Genomic DNA, 19,572 nt, shown 5'->3' on the forward strand with positions numbered 1-19,572 from the left:
TAGCCCACCCGGCTCGGCCGGTCGGCCGGGCTACCGGAGCGCACGGAGTCCAACGAGGAGCCTCTCGACGATGGAGCGGTCGGTCTGCTGGGCGCGCGGGATCGGCGCGCGGGCGCGCAGGCAGCCCGCCTCGACCAGGTCGGCCGCGAGGAAGACGGTGGCGCTGACCGGCAGGCGCAGGTGCGCGGCGGCCTCCACCACGGTCAGCGCGCCGGGGCGCAGCAGTTCCCAGAGCCGCTGGTGTTCGGGTTCCAGCTCGCGGGGCGGTTCGACGCGGTCCGCGAACAGCACGGTGAGCCGGTCGAAGCCGGCGGTGCCGGGGCGGCTGCGGCCGCCGGTGGCCAGGTAGGCGGGCACCATCCGCCTGCGGGGTACGGCGGTCATGATCGGACGGTGGTGTCCTGCTGCCGGGTCGGACTCGCGAGGGCACGGCCCAGGGCGGCGACCTGTACCTGCATCTGGTAGGCCACGTTGCCGAGTTGGGCCTCCGGGGAGGTGAACACGGCGAGCGAGGTGTTCTCCCCGGCCGGGACGACGACGGCGTAGCCGAGGTCGGACTCGACCACGGTCTGGGCCAGCCGGGGCCGTTCGGTGTCGGTGAAGGCGCTGGTGAACGCGCGGGCGGCGGCGTGCACGGTGGCGGTCATCGCGGCGACCCGCTCGGCGGAGGCGCGGTCGAGCCCGTCCGAGGCTCCCTCGACGAGGCCGTCACCGGTGGCGATGACCGCGTGCAGCACCCCCGGCAGCTCCAGCAGCGGGGTCAGCACCCACGAGATCTCGTCGGTGGTGGTCGGGCTGGGCGTGCTGGTCACTGCTCGGCTCCTTCGGGGGTCGGGGCGGTCGGGCGGGCGGTGGTGCGGGCACCGGTGTCGCGGGCGGCCGCGGTCGGGCCGCTCCCGCCGGTCGCACTGGTCCCGGCGGTCGTGCTGGCCCCGCGAGCGGCCTGTGCCACGGCGGCGCGGCCGGAGTCGGTGCCCTCCTGGAGCGCCTGCCAGTGGGCGGCGGCGCGCTCGGGCGTCCGCTCGGGGGCCCGGGCGGGCGGCTCGGCCGGTGCGGCGGACGGCCCGGCGGCGGGCTCGGGGGCTCCGGGGCCGTCGGCGGTGACCGGTCGGCGGCGTCGCCGGCTGGGCAGGCCGGTGCCGTCGTCGACCGGGTCGGCGGGGCCGGCCGGCGCGTCGGGCACCGCGTGGATGGCGGGCGCGGGGTGCGGGCCCGGCTGGTTGTGCCGGTCGGCGAGCGGGGGCGGCCCGTCGCCCTCGTCGGTGTCGCGCATCGGCGGGACGGCCTGGACGGTGGGCGCGGGGGCCGGGCCTGCGCCGGCCCGCAGCGGCAGCGGGGTGAGCACCGACAGCGGCTGCTCGTCGTCGACGACGGTCACCAGCGCGGCCGGGATGCGCAGGATGGTGCGCATCCCGCCGTACGGCGAGGGCTCGATGTGGCAGGAGAAGCCGTACTGGCGGGCCAGTTTGCCGATCACCGCGAAGCCGGTCTTGGGCGGGTTGCCGAGTTCGGTGAGCAGGACGTCGGGCGGGCCGGCCAGCAGTCGGCGGGCCCGGCGCAGCTGGTCGTCGTCCATGCCGATGCCGCTGTCGTCGATGATCACCAGCGCGCCGCGGCCGCCCTGCTGGACGGTGACCGGGATGTCGGTCTCCGGGTGCGAGTAGGCGGAGGCGTTGGCGAGGAGTTCGGCGACGGTGATGGCCAGCGGCTCGGCGGCCCGGGCGACCACGGCGAGCCGCTGCTCGCGCAGGTGGTTGGCGACCTTGATCCGGGCGTAGCCGGGCACCCGGGAGAGCGCGCCGACCACCACTTCGGCGAGCGGCGAGTCGGTGCGGGCCAGGCCGGGCCAGGCTTCGCAGAGCACGGCGACGGTCTGGATCCGGCGCAGCGCGACCTCGTTGCGGAAGTCGACCTCCAGCAGCCGGGGGTCGTCGTTGTCGTGCTGGAGCTGCTGGACCAGGCTCTGGATCTGGTAGAGCAGGGTCTGGATCCGGGAGGTGGCGCCGCGCATGGCGGCGCGGGCGGCGGCGTCGACGCGTTCGCGCTCGTCCGTGAGGGCCGCGGAGGCGGCGTCCAGGACGGACTGCAGCGCCCGGACGGCCTCGGGGCCGACGGCCTGCCCGTCCAGCGGGCCGACCAGCGGGGCGTTGGCGTGGCTGAGCCGGACGGCGGTGGCGGCCACCCGTTCCTGGGCGAGGTGGCCGATCTCGGCGAGCACGGCGGCGGTGTGCTCCTCGGCGGCGGTGAGCCGCCGTTCCGCCTCCCCGGCCCGGGTGTTCGCGGCGGCGGCCCGCTGCTCGGTCTCCCGGGTGGCGTCCTCGGCGGTGCGGGCCCGGCTCTCGGCCTCCCGGGTGCGCTCCTCGGCGGCCCGGTAGCGGCTCTCGGCGTGGTGGGTCTCCTCGGTGGCGCGCCGGGCGGCCTCCTGCGCCTCGCGCAGTTGCTGCTCGGCGCGGGCCAGCCGGCCTTCGGCGGCGCGGGCGCGTTCCTCGCCGTGTCCGCGGGCGGTCTCGGCGGCGACCGCCCGGGTGAGGGCCCGGGCCCGGCCGCGGGCGAGCACGCCCGCCGTCGCGGCGGCGACCAGTGCCAGGGCGATCAGCGCAATCTGCGCGATCTGCGTCATCGAAGTCCTCGGAAGTCCTCTGGGGGTCCGGCTGGTCGGCTGCTGCCGGGGCCGGGGCCGGCGGTGGTCCGGCCCGGGCGCGGCGGGCGGTCGGTCCCGGGCGGTCAGTCCCGGGCGGCGGCGCGCGGGCGCGGGCTGCGGGCGGCGTCCTCGGCCAGTTCGCGGGCCACCTGGGCGACCTGGCCCATGGCCACCAGGACGTTCGGCACCTCGGTGCCGTCCAGGTGCCGGTACTCGGCGGCGACGGTGAGCACCAGGCGCTCGGGCAGGCCGAGTTCGGGGTGGCGCTGCTCGGCTATCACCCGCCGGGCGGCGTCCAGCGCGGGGATCCCGGCGGTGTGCAGGGCGTGCGCGCGCTCCCGGACGTACGTCAGGTAGGCGATGTGGTGGCGAACGCCGTCGCGGTCGAGCACGGGGCCGTGGCCGGGGACGAAGATCTCGGCGCCGGTGGCCAGGATCCGCTCACAGGCGGTGATCACGTTCTCCAGCGGGCCGGCCCAGTGCACCGGGTGGTCGCCGGGGTACTCGGGGGTCGAGCCGAAGATCACGTCACCGGTGAAGACGGCGCGCTGGTACGGGAGGTGGACGATCAGGTCGCCGCCGGTGTGGGCGGCGGGCAGGCCGGTCACCTGCACCGGGTACTCCCCCACCCGCAGTTCCAGCTCGCCGGTGAAGACGGTGTCGGGGTGCACGGGGTCGGTGGCGGACCAGTCGAACCGTCCGAAGTGCTCCCTGAGGTAGCCGCCGAGCGGGGAGTCCGGGTCGCCGCCGACGACGAGGGCGTGCTGCTGCTGCGGGGTGGGCTCGTAGTGGATGTGCTCCAGCGCCTCGCGGGTGGAGATCACCTCGGCGTCCGGGACGACTCCGGCGCCCCACAGGTGGTCGCCGTTGGCGTGGGTGACGATCACCCGGTCGACCTCGACCCCGGCCGGCAGCAGGCGGCGGCTGGCGGCGAGGAACTCCCCGGCCAGGGTGGGGTCGTAGGGGGTGTCGATCCAGAGCGCGGTCTTCGCCGAGGCCAGCAGCCCGCAGTTGGCCAGGCCCCAGCCCCGCTTCGGGGGGAGCCACACGTACAGGTCCTCGGCAATCGCGCTCACGTTCGCACGGTTGATCGTCATGTGCGCGATTATGCCCAAAGTGTGTCAGGGGCGGGGCAAAACCTGTACGGCCGCCAGGAGTTGCTGCCCCAGACTCTCCCGAGCTGTCCGGTTTCGCCCCTCGTGGTCGAGACCAATCGTCTCAACCGTCGGGACGACCCGTGGACACCTCGCCCCGGAATCCCGACGGGACGTCGGACCGGGGCGCGGGCAGGGTGCGGCAGACCTCGACCGTGACGTCGACGGTGTCCAGGCCTATCACCCGCCCCTCCACCGCGACGAATCCTTTCTCCCCCGAGCGGAAGAGCGCCGCCAGCGGGGAGTTGCGGCTCGCCCCGGTCAACGCCTCCACCGCCATCGCGGAGCCGAAGGCGAACACCCCGCAGAGCACGACGCAGGGCGCCTGCCGGGGCGTGCGGGTCACGAAGATGAAGCCGTGGTCGCGGATCAGCTCCCCGGCCGGGTTGTACAGCGCCTCGAAGGTCATTCCGCCCCACCGGGCGCGGGCCTCGTCCGGGTACTCGATGGCGAAATCCGGGAACACCGCGTCCAGCACGCCGCCGGAATAGGAGTTGACGCTCGGGCCCCCGATCGAGAACGTCGGCATCCGCGGATCCTGCGCGCCGGCCACCACGAGTTCGATCGTCGCCTTCCGGTTGACCTTCCGCAGCAGGTCGGTGAGCCCCGCTATCGCCCTGGCCTCGGCCATCGGCATGAACAGCACGTTCTTCGGCCCGCGGCTGGTCAGCTGGCAGCCGTCCGTGGTGAAGGCGAACTCGGCGACCTCGATGCTCGGCGTGATGATCTGCACCCGGCTGTACGGCGCCAGCAGCGCCCGCAGGAAGCCGTAGCGCAGGAACAGTCTGGTCCGGGCGAGGGAGCGGGCCGCGAGGAATCCGATCACGGCCGGAACCGATGCGATGAACACCTGGAGCAGGATCTCCATATCATCCCCACGGAGGAAGACTCGACCACGAACTGTGTGCTCTGGTTAAGTCCCCTCCGTGGCCGGAAATACCCCCCTCGCGGCAATTCCCACCGTCAGGATCGCCGCACCCGGCGTCACTTCAAGCGCTTGATCCCCTTGCGTTCCCCCGCGCACCGCTCGTACCCCAGCCACGCGTTGATCGCGAGCATCGGCGCGTTGGTCTCGTCGTTGGAGGTGTACGCGCGCCGGTAGCCCGCCGCGGCCGCCAGGCGCAGCGACTCCAGCTTGGCCAGCTTGCTCAGCCCGCGCCCGCGGAACTCCCGGCGGCAGGCGGTGAACGCGGACCAGTAGCGGTCCACCCCGTCGGTCTGCGCCATGCTGAACGCGGCCGGTTCGCCGTCCACCACGGCGACGACGGTCAGCGCCCGGTCCAGGTCCGGCCGGGCCCAGTCGCCCCGCAGCCAGTCCTCGTAGTCCAGGGCGTCCATCGGCACCTCGCCGGGCTCGTCCTGGATGGCGTCCGCCTCGACCAGGAACAGCGGGCGCGGGTCGGCCGCCCAGTCTCCGGCCGGGCGCAGCTCGACGCCGGCCGGCCGCACGGGCGCCTGCGGCAGCGGCAGCGCCAAGTCCCTTCCGCCGAACTGCGCCGCGCGCCCGAGCTCGTAGCCACGGGCGGCGGCGAAGGCCAGCGAGGCGGGCTCGTCGTCCAGCCAGGTGTGCAGCTCGCTCACTCCGTGCCCGGACAGGTGCCGTTCGGCCGCGGCCAGCAGCGCGGTGGCCGCGCCGCGCCGCCGGAACTGCGGCAGCACGCTGCCGTTGGCGTACCCGACGCCGGTGGTCGTCGTCCCGAGCACCACCGCACAGCGCACCGCGCCGACCACCCGGCCGTCCAGCTCGGCGACGAAGGTGCGGAAGTGCTCGCCCGGGCTCTGCCGGCCGTTCAGCCAGAGCAGGGCCTCGGAGGTCATCACCAGGTGCTCGCGCCCGGCCCGGTGGGCGGCGGCCACGGCCTCGGCGTCGTCGGGGCGGAAGTCACGGATCGTCAAAGAAGTCATGGGTTCCCACGCTAGCTCCGACGCCCGTCCGGCGCCTTCGGATTTCCCCGCGCCGGTGCGCCTCACCTGCGGCAACGGCCCCGGCTCGGGACCAAAGTCCCTCACCCCCGCAGCGGCAAGCTCAAATAATGCTCTGAGAAGACCGGGCGGGGCTTGGCAGCCGTCCCACCCGGGGACATCCTCAGCAACACGGCCGCGCGGTCCTGGCGACGAAGCCCGCACCACCCGGCGGCCTCCCCACCCGGCCCTCCGAAAGGGGGCGAACCGATGACCTCCCCTGCCCTGGACCTGCCCGGCTCCGCCATCCCGGCGCGGGACGGCGCCCCCCGCCTCGGCGTCGGCCTCGGCTGGCGCAGCGAGATCGACACCGTCGTCGAACGCCAACCCGGCCTGGACTGGGTCGAGGTGGTCGCCGAGAACATCTGCGCCGACCACCTGCCCGAGTCCCTGACCGTCCTGCGCGCCCGCGGCGTCACCGTCGTCCCGCACGGCGTGGCTCTCGGCCTCGGCGGCGCCGACCTGCCCGACCCCGCCCGGCTCGCCAAGCTCGCCGAGGCGGCACTCGCCCTCGACTCCCCGCTGGTCACCGAACACCTGGCGTTCGTCCGGGCCGGCGGTCTGGAGGCCGGCCACCTGCTGCCCGTCCCCCGCACCCGGGACTCGCTGCGGGTGATCGCCGAGAACGTCCGGATCGCCCAGGACCAGCTCCCGGTGCCGCTCGCCCTGGAGAACATCGCCGCCCAGCTGGCCTGGCCCGACGACGAGCTGACCGAGGGGCAGTTCCTCGCCGAACTGGTCGAGCGGACCGGCGTCCGGCTGCTGATCGACGTCGCCAACCTGCACACCAACCGGGTCAACCTCGGCATCGACCCGGCCGCCGAACTGGACCGCCTGCCGCTGGAGGCGCTCGCCTACGTCCACGTCGCCGGCGGCACCCTGGTCGACGGCGTCTGGCACGACACCCACGCCCACCCCGTCACCGAACCGGTGCTGGAGGTCCTGGCCGAACTCTGCGCACGGGTCGCACCACCCGGCGTCCTGCTGGAACGGGACGCCGACTTCCCGCCGCCCAGCGAGCTGGCCGGCGAACTGGACGCCATCCGCCGGGTGCTGGAGGGGAGCACCCCGCGGACGGCCCCACCGGCCCCCCGCGCCGAGCCCCGGGGGACCGCGGCGGGCGCGTGCCCGAGCGGCACCCGCGCCCGGCTGGCGCGGCGCCAGGAGGACCTGCTCGCCGCCCTGGTGGCCGGCGGGCCCGTCCCGCCCGGCTTCGACCCGGACCAGGTCCGCGCCCAGTCCACCGGCCTGGCCACCAAACGGCGGGACACCGTCGCCAAGGTGGCCCCCGAACTGCCCCGCCTGCTCGGCCGGCCGTACGGGCCGCTGTTCCTCGACTACGCCCGCCGGCACCCGCAGACCGGCGGCTACCGCGCCGACGCCCGGGCCTTCGCCGCCTGGGCGCTCGCCGACGGCGGCCCGCTCGCCGCCGACCACCGCCGGTCCCTGGAGCAGTGGCTCCACCCGGCCGCCGAGCGGCCGCCCGGCGCGTTCGCCCGTCTGCGCCGAGCCCTGCGGCGCTGAGCACCCGCCTTCACCGCACACCTTCGGGGGGAACCCGCCCATGTGGCACAACACCTACTTCGTCATCCCCGCCGTCCTGCTGGTGGCGGCCTCGCTGTACGCGTCCCGGACCAAGCAGCGGGTCGGCCACGTCCCGCACGTCCAGGGCCTGCCGGGCCGCGGCCTGCCGCTGATGGACGCCGCCTTCCTGTCCGGCGGCCCCGGCCGGGTCTTCGACACCGCCCTGATCCGGATGCACCTCTCCGAGCGGGCCGTGATCAGCCGCGCCGGCCTGGTCACCCTCACCGGGCACAAGCCGTACGACGCCGTCGACCAGGCCGTCCTGGACGCCGTCGGCCCGGGCGGCAGCCGTGAACTCGCCCCGCTGCGCCGGGCCGTGATGCGCTCCGCCGCCGTGCAGGAGATCGGCGACCGGCTCGCCGACCGCGGCCTGATGCGCCACCCCGAGCGGCTGCGGCGGGCCCGCACCGCCCGGCGGCTGCTCTGGCTCGCCCTGCTCGGCGTCGCCGTCTCGACCGTCCTCTCCCACGTGCTGGACGACGGCGGCGCCGGCTCCGACCGCCCCGCGCTGTGGATCCCGGTGGTGCTCCTGGTCTTCGGCGGGATCAGCCTGCTCGTCACCTGGCCGGCCAAGGGCCGGATCACCCCGGCCGGGCGGCGCCAGCTCTCCCTGATGAAGGTCGGCACGCCGTGGACGCCGAGCGCCGGCCTGTCGCCGAAGACGACCGGCGGCGTGCTGCTGGGCGCCCTCGCGCTCGGCGGGCTGGCCGCCGCCGGGCTGGAGGACGACGAACTGCGGTCCGCGATGCTGGCCGCGGCCGCCCAGGACGAGGCGGTGAAGTCGGCCGCCGCGAGCTCCTACGCCGCCTCCTCCTCGACGGGCTCCTCCACCAGCTCTCCCCCCAGCTCGTGCAGCTCGTCCGGGTCCCCCTGCGGGGGCTCCACGGCCTGGTGCGGCTCCTCCCACTCCGGCTCCTCCGGCTGCGGGGGAAGCAGCGGCAGCTGCGGATCCTCGTCCTCCAGCTGCGGCTCCGGCTCCAGCAGTTGCGGCTCCTCCTCGTCGAGCTGCGGGTCGTCCTCCTCCAGTTGCGGGTCGTCCTCGTCGAGCTGCGGTGGCGGCGGCGGCTGCGGCTCCTGACGTCACAGTTCGGTATCGCGGTCCGGGAAGCCGTTCCCCGCGCCATCGGCCCAGGCATACAACAAGCCCATGTGGTTGCTGTTCCTGATACCGGCGTGCGTCGCGGCGGTCCTCTCGTGTCTCCGACTCGTCCGGACGACCGCCACCGCCGACGCCCTGGCCGAGGCGGACGGCCTGCACCCGCCCGAGGCCGTCGGGATCGGGCTGTACGAGACGGCCTACCTGGCCGGCGGCCCGGACCGGGTGGTCGAACTCGCCCTCGTCCTGATGGCCGGCCGGGGCCGGCTGCACCTGGCGCACACCGGCTGGACCACGGTGGTCGACCCCCGGGGCCGCAGCCGCCTGGAGCGCGCGGTCATCGTCACCGTCGGCCCCGACGGCCAGTGCCGCACCGACGGGCTGCGCCGGGCGATGGCCGAGCACCCGACCGTCCTGGAGATCGGCGCCCGGCTCTCGCTGGCCGGCCTGGCCACCCCGGCCCTGGTCCAGCGCAGCACCGTCCTGGTGGTCCGGCAGGTGCGGCACGCACTGCTGCTGACGCTTCTCCTGCTGGCCGCCGCGCTGACCCTCAGCGGCTTCACCGGCGGTGACACCGTCACCCCGCTCGCCTGGTTCTCGCTGCCGCTGGTGCTCACCTCGGGCACCCTGCTGATGGCCCGGGTCGACGTCTACCCCTACACCCGCTGGGCGTCCCCGGTCGGCCAGGAGGTGCTGCGCGAGGTCCGCCCGGCCCGCCAGCACGGCCTCGCGGACGACGAGGAGCGCGAACTGCTCACCGCCGTCGCCATGAACGGCCCCGCCGTCCTCCCCGACCCCCGCCTGCGCGCCGCCCTCCGCCCCCACCGGACGTGACACGCGAAACGGGGCCCGCCGAAGCGGACCCCGTTCACCGATCCCGCGGAACTCAGGCCAGGCCGTTGAGCAGCTCGCTGACCGGCTTGCGGCGGCCGGTGAAGAACGGCACCTCCTCGCGGACGTGCAGCCGGGCCCGGGAGGGGCGCAGGTCGCGCATCAGGTCGACGATGCGGTGCAGCTCGTCCGCCTCGAAGGCGAGCAGCCACTCGTAGTCGCCGAGCGCGAACGAGGCCACCGTGTTGGCCCGCACGTCCGGGTAGCCGCGGGCCATCTGGCCGTGCTCGGCGAGCATCGCGCGCCGCTCGGCGTCCGGCAGCAGGTACCACTCGTAGGAGCGGACGAACGGGTACACGCAGACGTAGTCGCGCGCGCGCTCGTCGGCGAGGAACGCCGGGATGTGCGACTTGTTGAACTCGGCGGGGCGGTGCAGCGCCATGTTGGACCAGACCGGCTCCAGCTGGCGGCCCAGGCCGGTGCGGCGGAAGCGGTTGTACGCCTCCTGCAGGTCGTCCGAGTCCTCGGCGTGCCACCAGACCATGAGGTCGGCGTCCGCGCGCAGACCGGACACGTCGTACGTGCCGCGCACCGTCACGTCCTTCGCGGCCAGCTGGGCGAACAGCTCGTCCACCTCGGCGGCCAGCGCCGTCCGGTCCTCGGGCAGCGTGCCCTTGAGCTTGAACACCGACCACATGGTGTAGCGGATGACCTGGTTCAGGTCGCGCGCCTTCTTCTTCTCGGGCTGCTGCTCCGGCTGCCGCTCAACGGTCTCAGTCATGCGCCCATTGTCCTCTCCGTGGAACCTTCCCCGGTTGCCGGGGTCAACAGTTTGTCGAGGGCGGCCACCGCGGCGGCCGCCGAGCCGATGCAGGCCGGAATGCCGACCCCGTCGTACGCGGCGCCGCACAGCGCCAGTCCCCCCACCCCGGCCGCCGCCGCCCGGACCCGGGCCACCCGGTCCAGGTGGCCCACCGGGTACTGCGGCAGGCCCGCCCGGAAGCGCGAGACGGCGGTGTCGTACGGCCGGGCGGTCAGGCCGATCGCCTCCCGGAGGTCCGCCAGCGACCGTGCCACCAGTTCCTCGTCCGGCAGCTCCAGTGCCTCCTCCTCCCGGTAGCGGCCCAGCGAGGTACGCAGCAGGAACGCGTCCGGGGCGGAACGCTCCAGCCAGCCCCACTTGTTGGAGGAGAAGGTCGACGCCTTGATCCGCCGCCCGTCCACCGGCGGCACCAGGAACCCGCTGCCGGCCGGCAGCTCCGCCAGGTCGGCCCGGCGGAACGCCAGGGTCACCAGCGCCATGCCCGCGTACTCGACGGCGTCCAGCTCGGCGGCCGCCGCCGGCGCGTCCGCGCGCAGCAGCCGGGCCGCGGCCGGCGCCGGGACGGCCAGCACCACGGCGTCCGCGTGCAGCACCTCGCCGTCGCCGGTCACCACCCGCCAGCCCCCGGGGGTGCGGTGCAGCCCGTCCACCTGCGCACCGGTGCGCAGGTCCACGCCCGCCTTCCGGCAGGCGGTGGCGACGGCCTCCGGCAGGGTGCCGAGCCCGCCGCGCAGGCCCTGGAACACCGGGGTGCCGACCACCTTCGGCCGCGAGGCCAGCTCGTGCACCCCGTCGACCAGCGAGCCGCCGCCCCGCGCGATCGCCAGCAGCTGCGGCACGGCGGCGCGCAGCGAGATCTCCTCGGCCCGCCCGGCGTAGACGCCGCCCAGCAGCGGCTCGACCAGCCGGTCCACCACCTCCTGGCCCAGCCGGTCGGCGACGTAGCGGCCGATCGCCACGTCGTCCCCGACCTCGGTGGCGCCCTCGTGCCGGGCCCGCTCCAGCCCCTCGGCGGTGAGCACTCCGGAGGCCGCCAGCGCGTCCAGATCGCCCGGGACGCCCATCACCTGCCCGCCCGGCAGCGGGCGCAGCGCGCCCCGCGTCCAGATCGAGGCCTTCGCGGTGGTCGGCGGCTCCAGTTCCTCGCCCAGCCCGACCGCCCGTGCCAGCTCCACCGCCTCCGGCCGCCGCGCGAGCATCGACTCGGCCCCCAGGTCCACCCGGACCCCGCCGACCTCGCCGCCCCGCAGCTTCCCGCCGACCCGCTCAGACGCCTCCAGCAGCGTCACCCGCGCCCGCACCGGCCCCCCGGCGGCCCCGCTCAGAAAGGCGGCCGCAGCCAGCCCCGCGATCCCACCACCGACGACGACGACCTGTGCATCCGACATGCCTCGCAGTCTCGCAGGTCTTTACACCGGGCCCTCAATCCGCCAGCGCGTTCAGGTCGATCATGATCGGGAACGGCACCGGGCGCTCCAACGACTCCCGGAAGATCCCGGCGGGCACGTACGCCGAGGTCGCCTGGTCCAGCTCGTAGACGTGTACGGCTGGCCGACCGCCCTCTTCCTCCTCGACGATCCAGTAGTGCGGGATCCCTGCCTCGGCATACTTGCGGACCTTGACGAAACGGTCACGGTCTACGGACTCAGGCGAGACGACCTCGATGACGAGCAGGACTTCATCAGGAGTGAACTGCGTGCGCTTTCTCTCGAAATTGGCCTTGACGACGAGAACGTCCGGCTCGGGACGGTTCCGCCTGTCGAGCTTGATCGACATCTCCCGCCCGACCCTGGCCCCTTCCGGGACCTGGGGAATCAGCGCCATCTTCAGGTTGTCGACAACTTCACCGTGCCACCAGCGCTGCGGAGACATCACGAAGACCAGCGCCCCATCGATCAGTTCGGTGTGGCGCGGCGCCTGCGGCAGGTGGTCGAGGTCATCGGCAAACCAGCCCTCGTCTCTGGGCGCGTACATCCAGTCCGGCAGCTCGCTCATGCTCCCAAGATAGCGAGTTCCGAGGCCCTGCGAGCCGCTGCCTAGGCTGTGTGCTATGGAACCGATCGTGGTGAGTGCGTGTCTGGCCGGGGTGCCGTGCCGGTACGACGGGCGGGCGAAGACCTCGCCGGACGTGGTGGGGCTGGTCGAGGCGGGGCGGGCGGTGGTGGTGTGCCCGGAGGGGGCGGGCGGGCTGCCGACCCCGCGCCCTGCGGCGGAGATCGTCGGCGGGGACGGAGCCGACGTGCTGGACGGGCGGGCCCGGGTGGTGGACGCGACGGGCGCGGACTGTACGGCGGAGTTCGTGGCCGGGGCCCGGGCGGCGCTGGCGGCGGCCGAGGCTGCGGGGGCGCGGCGGGCGGTGCTGATGGCGCGCAGCCCGTCCTGCGGCTGCGGGCGGGTGTACGACGGGACGTTCACCGGGGAACTGCGACCCGGGGACGGGGTGACGGCGGCGCTGCTGCGGCGGGCGGGCGTCGAGGTTGTCCGGTCCGCTGCCGAGCTGTGATCGAGTCGCGACCTCCCGGCGGGGTCCGCTCGGGGCGTTCCTTCGTCCAATGGGCAGATCTCACAGCGGACTTGGGGAGGGCTTCGGAATGGGGAGACGGGCAGGAGCGGGGGCACTGGCGGTAGCGACCGCGGGCGTGCTGCTGGTCGGGGCGTGCAGCGCCGGCGGTGCGGGCCGGGCGGGGGAGGCGGCGAAGGCGGACGCCGTCGCCCCGGCGGCACCGGCCGCCGCGCCGAGCGCCGCCGGGACGGCTCCGGCGGCGGGGGCGAGCGCCCAGCCGGTCGCGGACGACCGGCTGATCGCGTACACCGCGCAGTTGACGCTGCGGACCGGGGACGTCGCCCAGGTGCTGGCGAAGGCCCGGGAGTTGACGGCGGCCGCGGGTGGCTACGTCGGCGCCGAGTCGGTCTCCGGCGCGGTGGAGGGCGGGCCGGGGAGCACGGCGGGGGGCGAGGCGGGCGGCCAGCTGACGCTGAGGATCCCCTCCGCCGCCTACCAGCAGACGCTGGACCAGCTGGCCGCGCTGGGCCAGGTGGTGTCCCGCAGGAGCCAGGCGGACGATCTGACCCAGCAGGTCGCGGACGTGGCGAGCCGGGTGCAGACCCAGCAGGCGAGCGTGGAGCGGGTGCGGGCGCTGATGGGGCAGGCGAAGTCGCTGAGCGAGGTGACCACGCTGGAGGCCGAGTTGAGCCGCCGGGAGGCCGACCTGGAGTCGCTGCAGAAGCAGCAGAAGGAGCTGGCCGGCAAGACCTCGCTCTCGACCGTCACGCTGGACGTGCGCCGTGCGGCCGCCTCGCCGACGCCCACCCCGGCACCGCCGAAGGGTGGCGGCGAGGGCTTCGGGGCGTCGGTCGGCTCCGCGCTGGGCGGCGGCTGGCACGTGCTGGTGGCGATCGTGCGCGCCCTGGCGGTGGGGCTGGCGGCGGTGGCGCCGTTCCTGCTGGTGCTGGGCGTCCCGGCGGCGCTGGTGTTCCGGCTGCGGCGCCGACGCCGCCCGGCGGCCGCGCTGCCCCCGGAGTCCGGCCCGAGGGAAGGGCCCGCGGAGGACTGAGCGACGACCGAGCGAGGACTGAAACACGGCGCGCCCCCTCCCGGTCGGGAGGGGGCACGCCGCCGGGGTCAGCGGGCGCTGGCCTCGTGGACGAAGGCGACGAGGCGGGAGAGGGCGTCCGGGTCCATGGACGGCAGGACGCCGTGGCCGAGGTTGAAGATGTGGCCGCTGGTGCCGAGGGCCTGGGCGGCGTGCAGCACCTCGCGGGCCTTGGTCTCGACGACCTTGGTGGGGGCGAACAGCACGGCCGGGTCGAGGTTGCCCTGGAGGCCCTTGCCGGGGCCGACGCGCTCGGCCGCGACGTTCAGCGGCACCCGCCAGTCGACGCCGACGATGTCCGCGCCGGCCTGGCCCATCAGGCCGAGGAGCTCGCCGGTGCCGACGCCGAAGTGGATCCGCGGCACGCCGTAGGAGGCGACGGCGTCGAAGACCTTGGTGCTGGACGGCATGACCGAGCGGCGGTAGTCGTCGGGGGCCAGCGAGCCGACCCAGGAGTCGAAGAGCTGGACGGCCGAGGCGCCGGCCTCGATCTGCACCTTCAGGAAGGTGGAGGTGATGTCGGCGAGCCGGTCGACCAGGGCGGCCCACAGCTCGGGCTGCCCGTACATCATGGCCTTGGTGTGCTCGTGGTTCTTGGACGGGCCGCCCTCGACCAGGTAGCTGGCCAGCGTGTAGGGGGCGCCGGCGAAGCCGATCAGCGGGGTCTCGCCGAGTTCGTCCACCAGCAGGCCGACGGCCTCGGTGATGTAGGGGACGTCGTCGGGCTCCAGCGGGCGCAGCCGCTTGAGGTCCTCGGCGGTGCGGATCGGGTCGGCGATGACCGGGCCGACGTTGGGCTTGATCTCGACGTCGATGCCGACGGCCTTGAGCGGCACCACGATGTCGCTGAAGAAGATCGCCGCGTCCACCTTGTGCCGGCGGACCGGCTGGAGGGTGATCTCCTTGACCAGCTCGGGCCGCATGCAGGACTCCAGCATGGGGATGCCCTCGCGGACCTTCAGGTACTCGGGCAGCGAGCGGCCGGCCTGGCGCATGAACCACACCGGGGTGTGCGGCACGGGCTCGTGCCGGCAGGCGCGCAGGAACGCGGAGTCGTGCGCGGCGCCGCGGCGCGCGGGGGTGGGCCTGCCGTCGGGGGTGGCCGCCGTGGTGTCTGCCGTAGTCTCGCTCACGGTCCAAATCTTCGCATGCGCCTCGGGGCGCTCCTCCCGGCCGGTCTCGTCGGTTCCTCCAAGATCTGGCCGGGTTTGCCGTTCCGGCACGCCGCTCGGACGGAAGTTGCGGCCTTAACCGCGGTTTTCGACCTAGTCTTCGGGTCATGGCAGCGGTCGGCGGGCACCCCGCGCAGGGTGGCGGAGCAGGTGGCGGAACAGGTCGGGAGGGGGCTCCGAGCGAGTTCCGGGCCGCCGTGGAGGCCCTCGACGGAGCACGTCTGCGGCCCGAGATCCAGCTCTCCCCCGCGCCGGCCCCGCGCCGGCTGGCCCCGTACGCGTTCGCGGTGACCGCCTCGGTGGAGGTGGACGGCGAGGAGCTGGCGGACGGCCGGCTGGTGCTGCTGTACGACCCGGCCGGGCAGGAGGCCTGGAACGGGGAGTTCCGGGTGGTGACGATGACCCGGGCGGAGCTGGAGCCGGAGATGGCCGGTGACCCGATGCTCTCGGAGGTCGGCTGGGCCTGGCTGCTGGACTCGCTGCAGGCGCACGGGGCCGGGTACGCGGAGCCGTCCGGCACGGTGAGCCACTGCGCCTCGCAGTACTTCGGCGGGCTGGCGGACCGCCCGTCCTCGACCGAGATCGAGATCCGGGCCTCCTGGACGCCGGCCGACGGCCGGTTCGAGCGGCACCTGGCGGCCTGGGGGGACCTGCTGTGCATCAGCGCCGGCCTGCCGCCGGCCGCGCCGGCCCCGCAGGCGCCGGCCGATGTGCCGTCACTCGGTGGGGTGGTCCCGATGCCCGCGCGGCGGCGTCCTCGTTCGCACTGAGGAGTGGCGCACCGGGCCGGGCGGCCCCGGCCGCCCCGATGCCACCCCCAGGGCTGACGGAGTGTGACTTCGAACCCGCTCTGGGTCAATTAACCGGTTGAAACCGACCGATCAGCACCAGATCTGATCGATTTTGTGCGAATTCAGGACGGGTCGTATCACTCATATGCGCGATTTGTCCGTATTGTTACTCACTAGATCGTGATCTTTCGCTAAAGCCGGGCACGGTAGCTGCCGAAGCAGACTGTGACCCTTTCCGAACGCGGAACACTCCGACCGCCCCCTCGGGGTTCCGTCCGCCACTCCCCGCAGGAGGCCTGGTGTCGGTCCTTCTTGAGCACCCCGCAAACGTGGTCGCCTACCGGCCGACCAAGCCCACCGCCATGGTGGTCATCGCCGATCCCCGCGTCCGAAACACCGTCACCCGCCACCTGTGGGCGCTCGGCGTCCGGGACGTGATCGAGGTGTCCTCGATCGCCGAGGCCCGCCCCCGGGTCTCCACTCCGCGCGACATCTGCGTCGCCGACGTACACCTGCCGGACGGCTCCGGCCTGACCATCCTGGCCGAGACCCGCGCCGCGGGCTGGCCCAACGGCCTGGCCCTGTCCGCCGCCGACGACATCGGCGCCGTCCGCAGCGCGCTGGCCGGCGGCGTCAAGGGATACGTCGTCACGGGCACCCGCACCAACGTGGCGATGCCCGGCCGCCCGGGCCTGCCGCTCGGCGCCGCCGGGCTGGCCGGGCGGATGCGCCGCCCCGGCATGCCGGGCATGCCTGGCGCCGTGGGTGCGCCGGGCGCCCACGGAACCCACGGAGCCCCCGGTGCGCCCGGTGCGCCGGGCACGCAGCAGTCCGCCTACCGCGAGCTGTCGGGCCGTGAGGTCGAGGTGCTGCGGCTGGTCGCCGAAGGACAGTCGAACAAGGCGATCGGGGTGGCGATGGGCCTGTCCGCGCTCACCGTCAAGAGCCACCTCGCCCGGATCGCCCGCAAGCTGGGCACCGGCGACCGCGCCGGGATGGTCGCGGTCGCGCTGCGCACCGGCATCATCCACTGAGTCCTCGGACGGACCCGCCGCGGCGGTCGAGGAGGAACGTTTCCTCCTCGACCGCCGTAGCCGTGCCCCTCGGCCACCGCCCGGGCCCCGTGGCATAGTCACGGACCCGGTCTGACCAGTCCGACAACACTCCCGGCCGCGAGGACCGTCGTACCCTTGGTGGGTGACCGACGCCGTAGCAGCCATCCCAGAAGAAGCAGCCCCGGTCCCGCTCCTCGAACCGAAGGAGGGGATCCCGCCCGTCGTGGCGGACGAGCAGGCGCTGGCCGCCACCGTCGCCGCCTTCGCCGGGGGCACCGGACCGGTCGCCGTCGACGCCGAGCGGGCCTCCGGCTACCGCTACGGGCAGCGCGCGTACCTCATTCAGCTGCGCCGTGCGGGCGCCGGCAGTGCGCTGATCGACCCGATCGCCTGCCCCGACCTCAGCGGCCTGGGCGACGCCCTCGCCGACACCGAATGGGTGGTGCACGCGGCCACCCAGGACCTGCCCTGCCTGGCCGAGGTCGGCATGAGACCCCGGCAGCTGTTCGACACCGAGCTGGCCGGGCGGATCGCCGGCTTCGCCCGGGTCGGCCTCGGGCCGATGACCGAGAGCGTGCTCGGGCTGAGCCTGGCCAAGGAGCACTCCGCGGTCGACTGGTCCACCCGCCCGCTGCCCGAGCCGTGGCTGCGCTACGCCGCTCTGGACGTCGAGGTGCTGGTCGAGCTGCGCGACGCACTCGAACAGGAGCTGGACGCCCAGGGCAAGCTCGGCTGGGCCCTGGAGGAGTTCGCGGCGATCGCCGCCGCACCGCGCCCGGCTCCGCGCACCGACCCGTGGCGCCGCACCTCGCAGCTGCACAAGGTCCGCCGGCGCCGCCAGCTGGCCGTGGTGCGCGAGCTGTGGCTGGCCCGGGACCGGCTGGCGCAGGAGCGCGACGTCTCGCCGGGCCGGGTGCTCTCGGACGCCGCGATCGTCAACGCCGCGCTGGCCATGCCGCTGAACATCGCCGCGCTGCAGGGCGTCCAGGGCTTCGGGCCGCGGGTGCACCGGCGCCAGCTGGAGCAGTGGCTGGCGGCCGTCCAGCGGGGCCGGGAGGTCCCGGAGAACCAGCTGCCGCCGGCCTCCGCGCCGCACGACGGGCCGCCGCCGCCGCGGGCCTGGGCCGAGAAGGACCCGGTGGCCGCCGCCCGGCTGTCCGGGGCGCGCGCCGCGGTCGCGGACCTCGCCGAGCGGCACAACCTGCCGGCCGAGAACCTGATCACCCCGGACCTGGTGCGCCGGGTCTCCTGGGAGCCGCCGGCCGATCCGGCCGCCGCGGGCGTGGCCGCCGCGCTGCGCCGGCTCGGCGCCCGGCAGTGGCAGGTCGACCTGGTGGCGCCGGTGGTGGCCGCCGCGTTCGCCGAGGCCGCGGCCGCCCAGGACTGACCTGGAGCGCGTCCGGAGGGGGTGCCGTCCTCGTGACGACACCCCCTTCGGCGTATTCGGGGTCCGTCTTTCGAACTCCGCCGGTCGGACGTGTCGCGGGACACACGGGGTGAACCCTCCGTGAGGCCTGGGCAGGTTGGTTACCGACCGGTAGCATGACGGTGAAGCGGCGCCGCTCGGGTCTTCACCGGCGGCAGCCTGCCCACCTCAAATGTTGGTCCCTGGGAGGAGAGCCCCCGTGCCTCGTACCGTGAGGGACGTCGTCTTCGTCGATGGCGTCCGCACCCCGTTCGGCAAGGCCGGCCCGAAGGGCATCTACCACGAGACGCGCGCCGACGACCTGGTCGTCAAGTGCATCCGGGAGCTCGTGCGCCGTAACCCGAACCTGCCCGTCGAGCGCATCGACGAGGTCGCCATCGCGGCCACCACGCAGATCGGCGACCAGGGTCTGACCATCGGGCGCACCGCCGCCCTGCTGTCCGGCCTGCCCAAGTCCGTCCCCGGCTACTCGATCGACCGCATGTGCGCCGGTGCGCTCACGGCCGTGACCGCCACCGCCGGCGGCATCGCCTTCGGCGCGTACGACGTGGTCGTGGCCGGCGGCGTCGAGCACATGGGCCGCCACCCGATGGGCGAGGGCGTCGACCCGAACCCGCGCTTCGTCTCCGAGAAGCTGGTCGACGAGTCCGCCCTGTTCATGGGCATGACGGCGGAGAACCTGCACGACCGGTTCCCGCACCTGACCAAGGAGCGCTGCGACGCCTACGCCGTGCGCTCGCAGGAGAAGGCCGCCAAGGCGTACGCCAACGGCGACATCCAGCCCGACCTGGTGCCGATCTCGATCCGCAACACCAACCCCGAGGTCGGCGAGACCGGCTGGGGCCTGGCCACCGTGGACGAGCCGATGCGCCCGGGCACCACGATGGAGAGCCTGGCCGGTCTGAAGACCCCCTTCCGCCCGCACGGCAACATCACCGCGGGCAACTCGGCCGGCCTCAACGACGGCGCCACCGCCTCGCTGCTGGCCGCCGAGGACGTCGCCGAGGAGCTCGGCCTCCCGGTCAGGATGCGCCTGGTCTCCTACGCCTTCGCGGGCGTGGAGCCCGAGGTCATGGGCATCGGCCCGGTGCCGGCCACCGAGAAGGCGCTGGCCAAGGCCGGTCTGACCATCGACGACATCCAGGCCTTCGAGGTCAACGAGGCCTTCGCCGTCCAGGTGCTGTCCTTCCTCGACCACTACGGCATCGCGGACGACGACGAGCGGGTCAACCCGTACGGCGGCGCGATCGCCTTCGGCCACCCGCTGGCCTCCTCCGGCGTGCGCCTGATGAACCAGCTGGCCCGCCGCTTCGAGCAGCGCCCGGACGTCCGCTACGGCCTCACCACGATGTGCATCGGCTTCGGCATGGGCGGGACCGTCATCTGGGAGAACCCGCACTGGAGCGGAGCGGAAAAGTCGTCCGAGCTCGAGGGTGGTAAGTGA

Annotated in this window: 19 protein-coding genes; 9 read left to right on the plus strand and 10 right to left on the minus strand. The window is 74.4% G+C overall.

All coding sequences use genetic code 11. The features are described 5' to 3' along the window. Positions 1–30 precede the first annotated feature (30 nt). The 6 genes from ACIO9K_RS23085 to ACIO9K_RS23110 form a co-directional block, all read right to left on the minus strand. Positions 31–384 carry a DUF742 domain-containing protein gene (locus ACIO9K_RS23085; protein WP_350885830.1) on the minus strand — a complete coding sequence of 118 codons (354 nt, stop codon included), beginning with the start codon at positions 382–384 and terminating at the stop codon, positions 31–33. Further along, a complete protein-coding gene (locus ACIO9K_RS23090; RefSeq protein ID WP_063349487.1) occupies positions 381–812 on the minus strand; it encodes a roadblock/LC7 domain-containing protein in 432 nt (143 codons plus the stop codon). Before ACIO9K_RS23090 ends, ACIO9K_RS23085 begins: the two co-directional genes overlap by 4 nt. After that, positions 809–2,620, minus strand: coding sequence for an ATP-binding protein (locus ACIO9K_RS23095; RefSeq protein ID WP_400332548.1), 1,812 nt, complete (start codon positions 2,618–2,620; stop codon positions 809–811). The genes ACIO9K_RS23090 and ACIO9K_RS23095 overlap by 4 nt, the downstream gene beginning before the upstream one ends. 104 nt (positions 2,621–2,724) lie before the next feature. Further along, on the minus strand, positions 2,725–3,738 hold the full coding sequence (locus tag ACIO9K_RS23100) for an MBL fold metallo-hydrolase (protein ID WP_363580406.1): 1,014 nt from the start codon (positions 3,736–3,738) through the stop codon (positions 2,725–2,727). A 121-nt stretch (positions 3,739–3,859) separates the two neighbouring features. Beyond that, on the minus strand, positions 3,860–4,663 hold the full coding sequence (locus ACIO9K_RS23105; RefSeq protein WP_363618734.1) for a hypothetical protein: 804 nt from the start codon (positions 4,661–4,663) through the stop codon (positions 3,860–3,862). 116 nt (positions 4,664–4,779) lie between these two features. Continuing rightward, positions 4,780–5,700 (minus strand): GNAT family N-acetyltransferase, encoded by a 921-nt coding sequence (locus tag ACIO9K_RS23110; protein WP_400332553.1) that lies wholly within the window; start codon positions 5,698–5,700, stop codon positions 4,780–4,782. Positions 5,701–5,967: 267 nt separating this feature from the next. On the opposite strand from ACIO9K_RS23110, the gene ACIO9K_RS23115 reads away from it, so the two are divergent. The 3 genes from ACIO9K_RS23115 (at position 5,968) to ACIO9K_RS23125 (ending at position 9,271) form a co-directional block, all read left to right on the plus strand. Next, positions 5,968–7,281 (plus strand): DUF692 domain-containing protein, encoded by a 1,314-nt coding sequence (locus tag ACIO9K_RS23115; protein ID WP_400332556.1) that lies wholly within the window; start codon positions 5,968–5,970, stop codon positions 7,279–7,281. Positions 7,282–7,321: 40 nt separating this feature from the next. After that, entirely contained in the window at positions 7,322–8,419 is a 1,098-nt protein-coding gene (locus ACIO9K_RS23120; protein ID WP_400332559.1) for a TIGR04222 domain-containing membrane protein, read from the plus strand. Between the two features lie 69 nt (positions 8,420–8,488). After that, a complete protein-coding gene (locus tag ACIO9K_RS23125) occupies positions 8,489–9,271 on the plus strand; it encodes a TIGR04222 domain-containing membrane protein (RefSeq protein ID WP_363618742.1) in 783 nt (260 codons plus the stop codon). 52 nt (positions 9,272–9,323) lie between these two features. Here ACIO9K_RS23125 and hemQ read toward each other — a convergent pair whose 3' ends face one another. Genes hemQ through ACIO9K_RS23140 form a run of 3 tightly spaced genes read right to left on the minus strand, consistent with a single transcriptional unit; the run spans position 9,324 to position 12,086 of the window. Then, positions 9,324–10,049: a hydrogen peroxide-dependent heme synthase gene (gene hemQ / locus ACIO9K_RS23130; protein WP_363580394.1), complete on the minus strand. Its 726-nt coding sequence runs from the start codon at positions 10,047–10,049 to the stop codon at positions 9,324–9,326. Continuing rightward, on the minus strand, positions 10,046–11,479 hold the full coding sequence (gene hemG, locus ACIO9K_RS23135) for a protoporphyrinogen oxidase (protein ID WP_400332563.1): 1,434 nt from the start codon (positions 11,477–11,479) through the stop codon (positions 10,046–10,048). The genes hemQ and hemG overlap by 4 nt, the downstream gene beginning before the upstream one ends. Positions 11,480–11,513: 34 nt before the next feature. Beyond that, positions 11,514–12,086, minus strand: coding sequence for a Uma2 family endonuclease (locus ACIO9K_RS23140; RefSeq protein WP_363618745.1), 573 nt, complete (start codon positions 12,084–12,086; stop codon positions 11,514–11,516). 55 nt (positions 12,087–12,141) lie between these two features. Between ACIO9K_RS23140 and ACIO9K_RS23145 the strand changes: the two genes are divergently transcribed. Together ACIO9K_RS23145 and ACIO9K_RS23150 are read left to right on the plus strand one after the other, a co-directional pair. Beyond that, positions 12,142–12,594, plus strand: a complete 453-nt coding sequence (locus ACIO9K_RS23145) for a DUF523 domain-containing protein (protein ID WP_363618746.1) — start codon at positions 12,142–12,144, stop codon at positions 12,592–12,594. 88 nt (positions 12,595–12,682) lie between these two features. Then, on the plus strand, positions 12,683–13,645 hold the full coding sequence (locus ACIO9K_RS23150) for a DUF4349 domain-containing protein (protein WP_400332567.1): 963 nt from the start codon (positions 12,683–12,685) through the stop codon (positions 13,643–13,645). 68 nt (positions 13,646–13,713) lie between these two features. Here ACIO9K_RS23150 and hemE read toward each other — a convergent pair whose 3' ends face one another. Next, a complete protein-coding gene (gene hemE / locus ACIO9K_RS23155) occupies positions 13,714–14,817 on the minus strand; it encodes a uroporphyrinogen decarboxylase (RefSeq protein ID WP_063349474.1) in 1,104 nt (367 codons plus the stop codon). 146 nt (positions 14,818–14,963) lie between these two features. Between hemE and ACIO9K_RS23160 the strand changes: the two genes are divergently transcribed. From ACIO9K_RS23160 to ACIO9K_RS23175, 4 genes are all read left to right on the plus strand, one after another. Then, positions 14,964–15,626, plus strand: coding sequence for a DUF3000 domain-containing protein (locus ACIO9K_RS23160; protein ID WP_363368843.1), 663 nt, complete (start codon positions 14,964–14,966; stop codon positions 15,624–15,626). A gap of 320 nt (positions 15,627–15,946) precedes the next feature. Further along, positions 15,947–16,681: a response regulator transcription factor gene (locus tag ACIO9K_RS23165; RefSeq protein WP_063349472.1), complete on the plus strand. Its 735-nt coding sequence runs from the start codon at positions 15,947–15,949 to the stop codon at positions 16,679–16,681. A 163-nt stretch (positions 16,682–16,844) separates the two neighbouring features. After that, entirely contained in the window at positions 16,845–18,089 is a 1,245-nt protein-coding gene (locus ACIO9K_RS23170) for an HRDC domain-containing protein (protein ID WP_363580384.1), read from the plus strand. A gap of 238 nt (positions 18,090–18,327) precedes the next feature. Beyond that, on the plus strand, positions 18,328–19,572 hold the full coding sequence (locus ACIO9K_RS23175) for a thiolase family protein (RefSeq protein WP_400332573.1): 1,245 nt from the start codon (positions 18,328–18,330) through the stop codon (positions 19,570–19,572).

The sequence above is a fragment of the Kitasatospora sp. NPDC087271 genome, from assembly GCF_044744605.1.
GTDB lineage: Bacteria > Actinomycetota > Actinomycetes > Streptomycetales > Streptomycetaceae > Kitasatospora.